Genomic DNA, 14,498 nt, shown 5'->3' with positions numbered 1-14,498 from the left:
TGTTTTTTGACGATGATATTGAAAATCAATTGTATCTTAGTAATCCCCAAAGAAACCAAATTATTAATCAGATTTACCTAAATCTATCATAAACTTAACGCTTATGAATTTTGCAACAAATCTACCTGACCAACCTACATTGACGGAGAATAAATTCAAAGAAACAATGCGTGAAAACCTAAGGTTTTTAAAGAGTTTATTCTATTTAACTAAAAAAGTGTTCATGTTATAATCCCTTCGGGATAGCCTTTATTAATTTTTTAGTGTATGCAGAATTGGGTGTGCTGTAAATGGTGTCAGCATCACCCAATTCTTCTATTTTACCCTGATTCATAACTAATAATTGATCCGACATATATTTCACCACAGCTAAATCGTGTGAGATGAATATATAGGTGAATCCGAAACTTTCCTTAAGCTCATTCAGCAGATTTAAAACCTGTGCCTGAACCGAAATATCCAATGCCGAAACCGATTCGTCGCAAACAATCAACTTAGGTTGTAAGGCAATCGTTCTGGCAATACCAATACGTTGGCGTTGCCCTCCTGAAAATTCATGCGGATAACGGTTAAAATAGTCTTCAGACAGCCCTACACGCTCCAGTATTTCAATCACTTTGGCTTTTCGTTCTTTATTGGAATAATAAAGCTTATGTACCTTCATGGGTTCCATAATGGCTTCACCAACAGGAATTCTTGGGTTTAAAGATGAATACGGATCCTGAAATATAATCTGAATCTCTTTTCTAAGGGTTTTTATGGCTTTATTTGATAGTTTGGTAATATCGGTGCCTTTGTATAAAATCTGTCCTGTAGTGGCTTTATCAAGCTGAAGTATGGCATTTCCTAAAGTCGATTTTCCACAGCCAGATTCACCTACCAAACCTAAAGTTTCGCCTTCGAATAATTTAAAACTAACATTATTTACGGCCTTAAATGAATTAGGAGAACTAAACCATCCGCTTTTAGAAATATATTCCTTTTCAACATTAATTACTTCCAATAAAGGTGGTTTGCTGTAAATAGTGTTGTGTTTTTGTTTTCGGTCTTCGGTAGTAATAATGCTATGTTTGGTTGTGCCTTCAAGGTAATCCTTAATGGTTGGCAAAACTTTTAGTCGGGTGTCTAACGATGGGCGAGCATTAATTAATGCTTTGGTGTAGGTGTGTTGCGGTGTATGAAAAATGCTATGCGCATCACCTTGTTCAACAATGTCGCCTTTATACATCACTAGAACACGGTTGGCTATTTCAGAGATTAAAGACAAATCGTGCGTGATGAAAATGACACTCATTTTCGTTTCTACCTGAAGCTCTTTAAGTAATTTGATGATTTCTTTTTGAACCGTAACATCTAGAGCCGTCGTCGGTTCGTCGGCAATTAAAACATCGGGTTTACAACTTATCGCCATAGCAATCATAACCCGTTGCTTTTGTCCGCCGGAAATCTCATGCGGATAAGCATCATAAACGCGGGAGGGATTCGGAAGTTTTACCTTTTCAAAAAGGGCAATGGTTTCTGCTTTAGCTTCCTGTTTAGATAAATGGGTATGCTGAAGCAGAATTTCCTGAACCTGTTTTCCGCAGGTCATAGACGGGTTTAAAGAACTCATGGGTTCCTGAAAAATCATGGCTATTTTTTTGCCACGAATATTTTGTAATTCCTTTGAAGATAACGGGATTAAATCTTCATTATTAAATAGAATTTGCCCTGAAGTAATCTTAGAAATTTTCTTTGGTAGTAAACCTAAAACGGCTAACGATGAAACCGATTTTCCAGAACCTGATTCACCAACAATACCCAGAATTTCATTCTGATTTAAATGATAGGATATATTGTGAATAACTTCATTATTTCCAAAGGCAATGGCTAAGTTTTTTATGTTTAAAATTGGGGAGTTCTGCATTTATATATGAATAATTTCATCGTTGGTTAATAGCTCGTCACCACGTAATCGCAAAAATATTTGTGCAACGGCAATCGTATCTTTTTCGCAATAAATTACAATGCGGTCAATCTCGTTTTCTTCGTAGTACACACGATAGACTTCACTACCGTCAATGTCATCTTTAGGCGAAGGCACACCTAAAACATTGGTGAGTAGTTTTAGCGATGTGTAACTTTTAAAGTCTCCGAATTTCCAAAGTTCCAAGGTGTCTATGTGCGGGACTTCCCATGGCTTTTTACCAAATAAATTAAGTTTATGCGGAAGTTCAATGCCGTTTATGATCATACGGCGTGCGATATATGGGAAGTCGAATTCCTTAGCGTTATGTCCGCAAAGCAAATGATTAGGGTGATTGAAATGGGTATTCAGTAAATTTTTAAAATCCTTTAAAAGTTTGGCTTCATCACCAAAAAAAGAGGTGACTCTAAATGTGCGCATCTCACCTTTAAAAGAAAAGTATCCCACCGAAATACATACAATTTTTCCAAATTCGGCCCAGATACCGGCACGATCGTAAAATTCTTCGGCGGTGTAATCGTCTTTACGCTGGTACTGCGATTTTTGTTCCCATAAGGCCTGCTTGGTTTCATCTAAATCGGTGAAATGCTGAACCTCAGGAACGGTTTCAATATCTAAAAATAATATGTTTTCTAAGCTAATTTTAGAGATCATATCCTAACATGTTATAAGCTTCTTCAATATAAACGGTAATATCTTGTGTGAACTGGCCAATGCCTTCGTCAGGCGATTTTCTATGTCCTAAACGTACAATAATAAGGTTGTCTTCTGGCTCAACAATAACATATTGTCCTAGATGTCCACGCATCATAAAAAAGTGTTTCTTACCAACATCTTTCATCCACCAGCCATAGCCGTACTCTGGGCTTTCGGGAAAACGAGGCGTCACACTTTTTACAGCATAAGTCGAGTCTAAAAGTTGTTTGCCGTTCCATTTTCCGTAATCTTTATATAGTTTTCCGAAACGGGCAAAATCCCTGGCATTGCTGGAAATGCAGCAAAAGGCTTTGGCTAATTTATGTTTACCATCATCTAGCTGCCAAAGGGCATCGTCGGTAGCGCCCATAGGTTCCCAAAAACTTTCCGATAAGTAACTTGATAATGATTTCCCTGATGCTTTTTCTATAATCATCCCTAGTAACTGAGTATTTCCGCTTAGGTATTTAAATGACTTACCAGGTTCCTCTATCACTTTTTGATTAAGAATAGTTTCGGCTAAATCATCGTCGTAATTTGCTCTTGCAGTTACCGAAAACGGACTCGTGTAATGCTCAACCCAATCTAAACCTGAGGCCATGGAAGCTAAATCGCCAACTGTAGTTTTAGCCTCATTATATTGCGGATAAAAATCACTTACAGGTTGGTCTAAGCTTTTTATATAACCATCCATAATAGCTTTTCCCAGTAACGTAGTGGTGATACTTTTAGCCATTGAAAACGAATTGGTTTTTGAGCGTTCATCGAAGTTTTCATAATAATTCTCAAACCAAATACTATCGTTTTTAATGATAACATATGCAATGGTACCCCAGTCTTTGTTGACTTTAGCTAGTTTTTCGGTTGGTTCAATTGAATTATAATTTTTGTGAATAGGCCAAGGTTGAGGATCTGTTCCTTTCTTTATAGTATCGTTTTCGAAATACGGATAATCATCAATAAATGCCGTATTATGACCTGTGAAGTAAACGATTTTCGCACCACGAATAATGTAACCGTAATCGAAGAGGTAAAGTAAAGCAATAAGTAGCGCTATGGTTATTACAGTCCATTTAAGTAGCTTTTTGAGGAATTTCATACTATTAGGTTTAGTTGAATTAAATATAGGAAATATTTTAAGGATTTAAAGATTGGGTTAAAACTAAAAGCGAAACTAAAATAAGCTTTGTTGTTTGTTAGGGCTTTCGTGTTCTAATAACCATTGTTTCCTATGTAAGCCACCTGCATAACCCGTTAAGCTGCCGTCGGTTCCAATTACGCGGTGACATGGAACAATAATCCATAGCGGATTTTTGCCATTAGCGTTTGCCACAGCACGTATGGCTTTAACATCGCCTAATTGTTTTGAGAGTTCCAGATATGAAATGCTTTTTCCGTAGGGAATTTGCTGTAACAATTTCCAAACCGATTTTTGAAAATCTGTCCCATTCGGATTGAGTTTTAAGTTAAATTCTTTACGCTTGCCTTCAAAATATTCATTAAGTTGTAAAACACAATCCTGTAAGGTTTCCGGAATATTCTTAGAAACCGTTTCTTCTGAATTTAAAATGGAAACCGATACAATTCCTATGTCATCACCAATTATTTCGGTGAATCCTAAAGGTGATTTAATGACACAGGTATCCATGATTATTGTTCAGAATCTTCAATTATACCCAAGCGTTTTGCTCTCGCTTCCCAGCTTTTTCGTGCCAAATGTTGTAAATCAGAAACGTTATCACTTTCATCCATAATTTCTAAACCAAGCAAAGTTTCAATAACGTCCTCAACGGTTACAATACCACTTACCGAACCGTATTCGTCAACAACCAAAGCCATGTGATTTCTACTTTCGATAAGTTTTTCGAAAAGAATAGGGATAGGCATGTTTCGGGTAACGACAATAATATTTCTTTTAAGTTCAGATAACTTTTTTTTGTTGTTATCTAAAGCCATTTGTTTGTAAACATCGTCTTTTAGAACTAAGCCTACAATATTGTCTTGGTCGTTTGCGTAAACAGGAATTCGTGAAAATCGAAGGTTTAAATTTTTCTTGAAAAAGGCTTCAACGGTTGTTTCTTCATCTTCAATTTTCATAACAGTTCGCGGCGTCATAATATCTTTGGCGAACACTTCTTTAAATGTAAGTAGGTTTTTTATGACCTTACTTTCATTTTCATGAAAAACACCTTCTTCATGTGCAATATCTGTCATGGCCATAAAACTTTCTCTGCTTAATACACTGCCATGTTCTTTGCCTCCTATAAGTTTTGTAGTAAGTTGTAATAGCCAAAGAATTCCGGTCCATTTTAAAGGAAAAATTAAAATGTTAAGTGTGGTTGCGGTGAAACCAGCTAATTTTTTCCAATAGGTTGCCCCGATGGTTTTCGGAATGATTTCAGATGCAATCAAAATCAATAAAGTCATGATTGCTGAAACGACACCTACTGTATTGATTCCAAAAAGTTCAATTTTATATGGTAGTTTCTCGGCCTGAATTCCTACCATCATCGCACCCAGAGTGTGTGCGATAGTATTAAGAGTTAAAATAGAAATAAGAGGTTTGTCAACATCCTTTTTAAGAGCTTCCAAAGTAAATGCAAAGTCTTTGCCTTCTTGTTTTTTCAGGTTGATAAAGGTGGGTGTTACACTTAGTAATACCGCTTCGAGTATGGAACATAAAAAGGAAAAGAAGATAGAAATTGTTGCCCAAAAAATTAATGCGCTCATATATAGGATATCGTTTTTTACGAAGTTACGAAATCTGATTTTTAGTAGAGCAATTAGAAATACGGTGTTTATAAATTAATTTAATGAGGTATAGAAAACTTGTTGTAGTGCTGGCCTGATATTTAAATTGTAAATGTTACGATGTTTTCTTGTTGGATAAACACGATTGGATAAGAAAATGAAAACAATCTCATTTTTAGGATCAGCCCATACAAAAGTGCCGGTAAAACCTGAATGACCAAAGCTTTCTTGGCTTGCTTCTGGTGCAGGGTAAGCTTTTGTAATGTCTAATTTACTGTTTTCAATTAATGGTTTGTCAAAACCTAAACCACGATGATTTTTGTTTTCAGGATATTGAATGCGTGTAAATTCGTTAACTGTGTTTTCTTTAAAATATTGGGTGCCATTATAAAATCCCTTTTGCATATACATTTGCATAATAATCACAAGGTCTTTTGCGGTACCAAAAAGGCCTGCATTTCCTGAAATACCACCAAAAAGTGCCGCATTTTCATCGTGTACCCAACCTTGGGTTAATTGCTTTCTGAAAATGGAATCGTACTCTGTTGGAACAAAATTATTTTTAAAATGCTTTAAACTAGGATTAAAGCCTAAAATTTCACAACCCAGAGGTTTGTAAAAGTTGTCTTGAATATAATCTTGGTAGGGGATCCCTGTAAGGTTTTCAATAAGTTGAGGATAAATTAATGACGCTAATCCAGAATATAAATAGGTTTTATTTGAGTTGACTTTAGAATGTTTTATTGATTTAAAAACATGATTTTTAAAACGTTTGTTGATATAAAGATTCGGGTAAGCTTCCAATGAAAAACGCCTGTTATCATAGTTTCTAACGTAACGTTTTTTTAGCTTGCCATCTTTCATAATATCGTTTATGAATGAAATATAGGGTTGTAATCCAGACTGATGAGCCAATAATTCTCGAAGTGTGATATCTTTTTTATCTTTTACATGGCGCCAAGATTTCCAATAAAAACTAAAGGGTTTATCTAAGTCGATTTTACCTTCTTCATATAATTTCATTAAGGCGGGCAATGGACCTAAAATTTTGGTAACCGAGGCAAGATCATAGATATCATCTAATTCAACAGGTTTATTATTATCATATGTATGAAATCCATAAGCCTGATGAAATATGATTTGTCCTTGTTTGGCAACCAAAAGTTGAGCACCCGGAAATGCCTTTTCTTTTATTCCCAGATGCATTATGGAATCTACTTTTTTTTGAATAATTTTTGAGTTAAATCCAACTGACTCTGGTCTACCATATTTAAGTTGACCAAAGCTATATTGAAAGAATATAAGGCAAACAAGAAAAATAAGTAGATTGCTTTTCATTTAGAGCAGAGAACTTAGGAAATCAGCTTTACCACATCTTTAGCAAAGTATGAAGCTATAATGTCTCCACCTGCACGTTTAATAGCAGTAACCTGTTCCATCATAACAGCATCGTGGTCTAACCAGCCTTTTTCGGCAGCCGCCTTAATCATGGCATATTCACCAGAAACCTGATAAACAGCAACAGGAACATCAACTGCATTTTTAATATCGCGAACAATATCTAAATAACATAATCCCGGTTTTACCATAACAATATCGGCACCTTCATCAATATCCATTTCGGTTTCACGAATGGCTTCAATGCGGTTTGAATAATCCATTTGGTAGGTTTTTTTGTCCTTTGGAATATCGACCATATCAACCGGAGCAGAATCTAGAGCATCACGGAAAGGCCCGTAAAAAGCCGAAGCATATTTTGCTGAGTAACTCATAATTCCGGTATTGGTAAATCCTTCATCTTCCAACAATTCACGCATTTGAATAATGCGCCCGTCCATCATATCACTCGGCGCAACAAAATCGGCACCAGCCTGAGCATGAGATAAAGCCATTTCAGAAAGCACTTGAGACGTCGGGTCGTTTAATATGATGCCGTTTTCAATGATCCCGTCATGTCCGTAAGCCGAATAAGGATCTAAAGCCACATCGGTCATTACTAACATCTCAGGACACACATTTTTAACGGTTTTAATAGCACGTTGCATCAATCCGTTGGGGTTTAAAGCTTCTGTTCCTTTATTGTCTTTTAAATTATCTGGTACTTTAACAAATAGCAATACCGATTTTAAGCCTATGCTCCAAAGTTCTTTAACTTCCTTTTCCAGTAAATCTAAACTGTAACGGAAGTAGTTTGGCATCGACGCGATTTCTTCTTTTACACCCGAGCCTTCAACAACAAATAGTGGTACTAAAAAATCGTTTGGAGTAATTATAGTTTCTCTTACAAGACTTCTAATGGCCTCGTTTGCTCTTAATCGTCTATTTCTTCTTAATGGATACATAATATAAAGTTTTGTATTTTAAGCCATATTGTTTATTGACTTAATCCTAAGTATTTCCAAATGTTATTTTCTTTTACAAAAGCTGATTTTTCGTGAATGACATCTACTTTTCCGTTTTCAAAAAAATAGGCATCAAAGGTTACGGTGCCCTCATTGTCGGTAGCCATACCTTTTGAAGTTTCTTGTACTTCTAGCTTTATCCACTGCACTGATTTTGCCCAGTTTACAATGGCTTTTTTTTCTTTTACAGGTCGTGTTGAACTATGATGACTAAGCATTAAATAGTCACCGTTAGCTAAAACAAAAGCACTGTAGCGTGAACGCATGAGTTGCTCGGCAGTTTCTGTTTTTCCACCGTTTTTATGAAATACTTCGCAGCATGCATTGTAAGGTTTATTATTTCCGCAGTAGCAATTCATTAATTTTTTAACTTAAGCTTTTCGTTTATACTTTCTGCTGTATTTATAATTTGTTTTGGAGCTTTAAATCTGTAGCCTACAAAAATATTAAAAAAAGGAATGTTATCTATTACCTGAGAGGCGCTATCTGCATTATGATTTAAACTTAAATAGCTATAATGAAGTCCACAATATAAATTATTCATATCGTAGGTGGCTGAAGTTCTAAAACTTAGTTCGGTTAATAACGTAGTTAGAGGAGATTCATCACGAGATTTAGAATGATTTAAGCCAATTCCAGCAGAAACTCCGGCGGATAGCAATAAATTTTTAGATGGGACGTAATTATAATAATATGATGGAGCAAAAGCAATATCAAAAGAATAATAGCTCGAGTTAACTTCATTAAGTGGGCTATTATTTTTTAAGTTAAATTTTGAGTAAAAATAAGTGATATTAGGAATGAAACTTCCTGTGCTTTTTAATTGTTTTTCGTCTTGAGATGTAATAGCCTTAAAAGAAAAATGTTCATTAAAGATATAAGATGTAGCCCCGCCAATTTTAAAATTTTTCGTTTTTGGAAAATATTGATTGACCTCATTGTTTTTAATATAGAAACCTTTCTGACTAAATAAATCGAAGGTTTGCATGAAGTGTTTCCCTAAAAAAGTTCTGAAATTGAGATTGAATAATTTAGAATTTTCATTGTCTTTATTTTCACCTAAAAAATCTGGCGCGAATGAAAATGAAGCATTGAGTCCTCTGAAGGCTATAGAAACCCCGATTCGATCTTGCTTATTAGGTTCTAAATTAAAAGATAGGTTGGAGCTTCTGTCTTTTACTTTTAAAGTGTTTGAAGTATTGATGAAAAAGACACGTGCTGTAATGACGTTTGGGTAAATCCTTTTGTATTTGGGTTGATTAACGTCAACAGAGTCTGTGATGTTTTGTGCTATGTTTGGAAAAGAGCTAAAGGCAATTGAAAAAAATGTGAACAAAGCCCTTAAACCCATGATTTTGGATTTTGTAACACTTTAATTAGTTTTTCTTCTTCGCTACCGGTTTCAGGTTGATGGTCGTAAACCCATTGTACATGTGGCGGTAAACTCATTAAAATGCTTTCAATTCGGCCATTGGTTTTCAAACCAAATAAGGTGCCCTTATCGTGTACTAAATTGAATTCTACATAACGACCGCGACGGATTTCCTGCCAGGTACGGTTAGCTTCGGTGTAAGGTAAATCTTTTCGCTTTTCAACGATGGGTACATAAGCTTCAAGGAAACTGTCTCCAACTTCTGTTACAAAGTTATACCAGTCTTCCATACTGGTGTCTTTGGTTGCTTTGCAATAATCGAAAAATAAACCTCCAATACCGCGACCTTCATTACGGTGGGCATTATAAAAATACTCGTCGCAACGTTTTTTATACGTCGGGTAAAATTCCGGATTGTGCTTATCGCAAGCGGTTTTACAAATCTGATGAAAATGTACAGCGTCTTCTTCAAACAGGTAGTAGGGTGTTAAATCCTGTCCGCCACCAAACCACTGGTCAACAATTTTTCCATTTTTATCATACATTTCAAAATAGCGCCAGTTGGCGTGAACCGTTGGAACCATCGGATTTTTAGGGTGAAGTACCAAGCTTAAACCACAGGCAAAAAAATCGGCGTCTTCAACACCAAAATACGCTTGCATGGTATCTGGTAATTTACCGTGAACACCAGAAATGTTTACACCACCTTTTTCAAATATATTACCGTTTTGAATCACACGGGTTCTGCCACCACCGCCTTCAGGACGTTCCCAAAGATCTTGCTGAAACGTGGCTTTGCCATCAATAGCTTCCAGTTTAGAAGTGATGGTGTCTTGGAGATGTTGTATGTATTTGTAAAATTTATTTTTCATAATGACTTTCTAATTGAAGGGCTTCAATGGTTTTTACTGAAGCCGCCGTTACCGATAGCGGTAATACTAAAATAACTCCGATAAACGGAATTAATAAAAACAATATAAATATGATACCGTTGCCAATAGCTAATCCGCGATTGCGTTTTACAAAGTTAAGGCTTTCCTTGTATTTATAGTGTCGTTCTAAGGTGTAATCCATGTTACCAAAGCCGGCGTAATAGGCCTGGATAAAGAAAATGAGGATTGTAAATATAATGCCTATAACAGGTATAAAACTTAAGATTAAAAGCGGAATCGTGATAAGCAATTCCATAAATAGGTTTCTAAGGTTAATGCGAATAGCACGCCAAAGTTGCTCTGTAAAAGAGGTAATTCTATAAGTTTTATCGGAACCAAGAAGATGCGTTTCAATTTTCTCGGAAACCGGACTCATAAACGGAGCCGATAAGGCCATAATAACGTGCTTGTAGAGAATGAGCCCAAGAATGATAATAACTAACCCTCCTATAATATTTCCTATGGTTGTAAACGTTTCTTTACCCCATTCCCAAACCCAGAGTTTCGAGATAAAAGCACCAATGTTGTCTGAAAGTCCGTAAGCTGAAACACCTATAAACACAGCTGTAATAAAGCTAATAAGCATAGGAATAGTGAAGTATTTCCAAAGGTTTAGTTTTGATATTAAACCAAACGCTCCGAAATAGGCTCTTATTCCTGAAACTATATTTTTAATCATGGCTGTTGTTTTGCGTTAGCGATAGAGGCTTTGTTGAAGCTCTCCCGGTTATATTTAACCGGGAAGCGACTGCCGAAAGCGCGACCTTTGGTAACGCCCAAATATTATGCGCTATAATTTTTTACAGCATCTACAAAGGCTTGTGCATTTTCTAACGGAATGTTAGGTAAAATACCGTGACCTAAGTTTACAATGTATTTGTCTTTACCAAATTCGTTAATCATTTGGTGAACCATGCGTTTTATATCTGCTGGAGGCGATAATAATCTTGACGGATCGAAATTTCCTTGAAGCGTGATGTTTCCACCAGTTAAATAACGTGCGTTTCTTGCCGAACATGTCCAGTCTATACCAAGTGCAGAGGCGTTACTTTGCGCCATGTCGTGAAGCGCAAACCAACAGCCTTTACCAAAGGCGATAACAGGTGCATCATCTTTTAACGCTTCGATAATCTGATTGATGTATTGCCAAGAAAACTCCTGATAATCGGTTGGCGATAACATACCACCCCAAGAATCGAATACCTGAACGGCATTAACACCCGCTTTTACTTTTTCTTTTAAGTAAGCAATTGTGGTATCGGTGATTTTTTGAAGTAAGGTGTGTGCAGCTACAGGGTTTGTAAAACAGAATTCTTTAGCTTTATCATAGGTCTTGCTACCTTGACCTTGTACCATGTAACAAAGAATCGTCCAAGGCGAACCGGCGAAACCAATTAAAGGAATTTCGTCATTTAATAATTCTTTAGTTGCTTTAATGGCCTGGTAAACGTAGTCTAAAGCTTCTTTTACATCAGGAACAATAACATTCTCAACATCTTTAGTGGTACGCACAGGATTAGGAAGGTAAGGTCCGAAATTTGGTTTCATTTGTACCTCGACATTCATTGCCTGCGGAATCACTAAAATATCACTGAACAAAATAGCGGCATCCATACCATAACGACGAATGGGTTGTACGGTAATTTCACTGGCTAACTCAGGAGTCTGGCAACGTGTAAAGAAATCGTACTTATCGCGTAATGCCATAAACTCTGGTAAATAGCGTCCTGCCTGACGCATCATCCATACTGGTGGACGGTTAACAGTTTCACCTTTTAGTGCTCTTAAAAACAGATCGTTTTTTATCATCTTAAATGTTTTTGTTTCTTAAATCATATTCTTCTTCACCCATACAGTAATTTTCGATGTCTTTGTTGTTTCCGTAAACTACTAAAATATCGTTGTCTAAAATTACAGTGTCTGGGTTGGTACGGCCAATAGTTTCTTTAACTATTGTTTTCTTGCCTATTAAATTTTTCTTTTCTTTTTCGCGAATAATGGTAATCAGCGTTAAGCTGTAAGTGTCAATAGAATCTAATTCTCTTAACGTTTTTCCGAAGAACTCTTTTTTGGCTCTAACTTCTGAAATGGTAAAGTTATTATCCAGCTGATAGTTTTCTAAGGTGGACTTAAAGTTGATTTGTTTTGTTAATCGGTCGGCCGAATCCTGCTCCGGGTGAATAATACTATGAATTCCCATAGCTTCCAAAACCGTATCGTGAATAGGCGATAAGGCACGACTTATGATTTTTACCGTACTCAGCTTTTTAATAATGGCTGTGGTTATAATCGCAGCACCTTCGTTCTCACCAATAGCAACAACCACTTTGTCGGCATCTTTTAAAGGTACCGCATCGTAAGCCAGTTCGTTAGTAGAGTCCATACAAATGGCATGTGAAATTTTGTCTTTCACAAGGTTAATTTTATCCATTTGCTTGTCTATGGCAATAACTTCATTTCCTGTTTCGGTAAGGCTTAATGCTAAGGCTGTACCAAAATTTCCGAGTCCAAAAATTATTATTTTCATAAGTATCTATTTTTGATTGAAACGGTTTCTAGTTGATTAAAATATTTTCCTTTGGATACTCATAAAACTGATGGTTTAACTGACGTAGTAAACCAATCATTAAGTTGAGCATACCAATTCGCCCTACAAACATCACAATAATGATGACGTATTTGCTTGGTTCTGAAAGAGTAGGCGTGAAATTCAAACTCAATCCAACGGTACTATATGCTGAAAAACATTCGAACGCTACAGTTAGTAGCGGTGTGTTTTTTGGTTCAAAAATGAGTAAAGCCATAATAGCAATACCTATAACAATTAACGAAATACATAAAATGGCAAATGCCCTTAAGGTTGTTTCTGCGGTAAGGCGTCTTCCAAAAAGTTCAATTCTACTTTTCCCTCTTGCTATGGCAATAATGTTTAGCGTAGCAATGGCAAAGGTACTGGTTTTTATACCACCACCGGTAGATGCTGGTGATGCACCAATCCACATTAAAAAGATAACTAAAAGTAATGAGGGTACGGTCATCGATGAGTAATCAATAACATTAAATCCGGCTGTTCTTGGAGTAACCGACCCAAAAGCCACATTGGTAAACTTACCAAATGCTGAGGTGTGGTTTAATAGGGTGTTATTAAATTCTGAAATAAACAGAAAACCTGCACCGCCTATAAGTAAAATGAAGGTGGTATAAATTACAATTTTAGTATTCAGGGTAATTACCGGAATACGTTTGTGAATGCGCTTTTTACTGAATAACTCCAGCACATAAGTTTTTATGTATTGCACAAAGTTGAAAACGATGTTATGTCCCAAACCTCCAAAAACAATCAAGACCATAATAACCCATTGAAAAGCATAATTAAAACGGATGCTTTGGTCGAATAATCCTGATGAGAATATGGAGAATCCGGCATTACAAAATGCGGAAATTGAGTGGAATACCGAAAAGAAAAACTTGTTAGTTATGGTGCTAACATCTAAAATAGAATAGTAAATGAAAAAAGCACCTATAATTTCAAGAGACAGGGTAAAAACTACCACATGAAGTGCCGCTTTAAAGACGTCATGTAATCCTTCCTGAGCAATAAAATCGCGGGTATTTAATCCTTCTTTAAATGATGAACTACCTCTAAAGAAAAAGGCGAAAAAGGAAGTGAAGGTTAAAATTCCGATTCCTCCCAATTGTATTAAAACTAAGATGATAGTTTGCCCAACTATTGTAAAATCCAGACTGGTATCTACCACTGCTAATCCAGTAACACAAACTGCACTTGTTGCTGTAAATAAAGCATTTGTAAAAGTAATCCCGTCTTGTGTTGCACTAGGCATAAGTAAAAGGAAAGCACCTGATAAGGCCAAAATAATAAAACTCCCTACAAAAACGATAGCGGGGTTAAAATACACATCGTAAATATGACGAACTAAAATAAGTAACCTTAAAAAGAAGTAGGCAATTAGCCCACCTTCTAAAACCGGTTTTATTTTTTGAAGGATGTAGTGAAAATTATAGTCAATATAAACTATGGTCATAATCAGGGATGTTAATAGTAAAGATCCCATAATAACAATATTCACCAGAGCCACCTTCTTGCTTTTCTTGTACTTATATACAAAGAACTTTGCCGCATTAAAAGCGAGCAAAAATCCTGAGAGAATAAGTAAGCCTAAAACGTGAGGCGTGTTAAAGTTGTCGGCAAAGTCGTAACCAAAATCAAAAACAATAAAGAACAGTACTATAATATCGAAAAAGCGATATACGTTATTTAGCAAAGATTCTCTTTTCATTGTTATAATTTAGTTCTCTTAAAGCTTGTAGAATAACACTGATTTTAAGCGAATTAAAAAACATGTAATTCTATAACAAAA

The 14,498-nt window shown here is 36.0% G+C and carries 14 protein-coding genes; all 14 read right to left on the bottom strand.

The window, feature by feature from the left end; genetic code table 11:
* Nucleotides 1–226: 226 nt before the first annotated feature.
* The 14 genes from NO995_RS05610 to NO995_RS05545 all read right to left on the bottom strand — a co-directional run bounded on the left by NO995_RS05610 (nt 227) and on the right by NO995_RS05545 (nt 14,417).
* The gene (locus NO995_RS05610) at nt 227–1,906 is read right to left on the bottom strand and encodes an ABC transporter ATP-binding protein (protein WP_258226628.1); all 1,680 of its coding nucleotides are present in this window, start codon (nt 1,904–1,906) and stop codon (nt 227–229) included.
* Nucleotides 1,907–2,620: a 3'-5' exonuclease gene (locus tag NO995_RS05605; protein WP_258226627.1), complete on the bottom strand. Its 714-nt coding sequence runs from the start codon at nt 2,618–2,620 to the stop codon at nt 1,907–1,909. It lies immediately after the preceding gene.
* The gene (locus NO995_RS05600; protein WP_258226626.1) at nt 2,610–3,761 is read right to left on the bottom strand and encodes a serine hydrolase; all 1,152 of its coding nucleotides are present in this window, start codon (nt 3,759–3,761) and stop codon (nt 2,610–2,612) included. Before NO995_RS05600 ends, NO995_RS05605 begins: the two co-directional genes overlap by 11 nt.
* Before the next feature lie 75 nt (nt 3,762–3,836).
* Nucleotides 3,837–4,310 (bottom strand): methylated-DNA--[protein]-cysteine S-methyltransferase, encoded by a 474-nt coding sequence (locus NO995_RS05595; RefSeq protein ID WP_258226625.1) that lies wholly within the window; start codon nt 4,308–4,310, stop codon nt 3,837–3,839.
* A gap of 2 nt (nt 4,311–4,312) precedes the next feature.
* A complete protein-coding gene (locus tag NO995_RS05590) occupies nt 4,313–5,392 on the bottom strand; it encodes a CNNM domain-containing protein (protein WP_240572367.1) in 1,080 nt (359 codons plus the stop codon).
* 75 nt (nt 5,393–5,467) lie between these two features.
* A complete protein-coding gene (locus NO995_RS05585; protein WP_258226624.1) occupies nt 5,468–6,751 on the bottom strand; it encodes a serine hydrolase in 1,284 nt (427 codons plus the stop codon).
* Nucleotides 6,752–6,765: 14 nt separating this feature from the next.
* Nucleotides 6,766–7,755 (bottom strand): porphobilinogen synthase, encoded by a 990-nt coding sequence (gene hemB / locus NO995_RS05580; protein ID WP_258226623.1) that lies wholly within the window; start codon nt 7,753–7,755, stop codon nt 6,766–6,768.
* A gap of 32 nt (nt 7,756–7,787) precedes the next feature.
* Complete coding sequence (locus NO995_RS05575) at nt 7,788–8,174, bottom strand: YchJ family protein (RefSeq protein ID WP_258226622.1); 387 nt, start codon at nt 8,172–8,174, stop codon at nt 7,788–7,790.
* Nucleotides 8,174–9,166, bottom strand: coding sequence for a DUF4421 domain-containing protein (locus NO995_RS05570; protein ID WP_258226621.1), 993 nt, complete (start codon nt 9,164–9,166; stop codon nt 8,174–8,176). Before NO995_RS05570 ends, NO995_RS05575 begins: the two co-directional genes overlap by 1 nt.
* Nucleotides 9,157–10,059: an oxygen-dependent coproporphyrinogen oxidase gene (gene hemF / locus NO995_RS05565; RefSeq protein WP_258226620.1), complete on the bottom strand. Its 903-nt coding sequence runs from the start codon at nt 10,057–10,059 to the stop codon at nt 9,157–9,159. The genes NO995_RS05570 and hemF overlap by 10 nt, the downstream gene beginning before the upstream one ends.
* The gene (locus tag NO995_RS05560; protein ID WP_258226619.1) at nt 10,049–10,798 is read right to left on the bottom strand and encodes an EI24 domain-containing protein; all 750 of its coding nucleotides are present in this window, start codon (nt 10,796–10,798) and stop codon (nt 10,049–10,051) included. Before NO995_RS05560 ends, hemF begins: the two co-directional genes overlap by 11 nt.
* Nucleotides 10,799–10,902: 104 nt before the next feature.
* A complete protein-coding gene (gene hemE, locus NO995_RS05555) occupies nt 10,903–11,928 on the bottom strand; it encodes a uroporphyrinogen decarboxylase (protein WP_258226618.1) in 1,026 nt (341 codons plus the stop codon).
* A gap of 1 nt (nt 11,929) precedes the next feature.
* Complete coding sequence (locus NO995_RS05550) at nt 11,930–12,646, bottom strand: TrkA family potassium uptake protein (protein ID WP_258226617.1); 717 nt, start codon at nt 12,644–12,646, stop codon at nt 11,930–11,932.
* A 28-nt stretch (nt 12,647–12,674) separates the two neighbouring features.
* A complete protein-coding gene (locus NO995_RS05545; protein WP_258226616.1) occupies nt 12,675–14,417 on the bottom strand; it encodes a TrkH family potassium uptake protein in 1,743 nt (580 codons plus the stop codon).
* Nucleotides 14,418–14,498: the final 81 nt, after the last annotated feature.

Source organism: Aestuariibaculum sp. M13 (genome assembly GCF_024723255.1).
Taxonomy (GTDB): domain Bacteria; phylum Bacteroidota; class Bacteroidia; order Flavobacteriales; family Flavobacteriaceae; genus Aestuariibaculum; species Aestuariibaculum lutulentum.
Note: the sequence above shows the minus strand (reverse complement) of the source record. Positions and strands in the feature narration are given on the sequence as shown.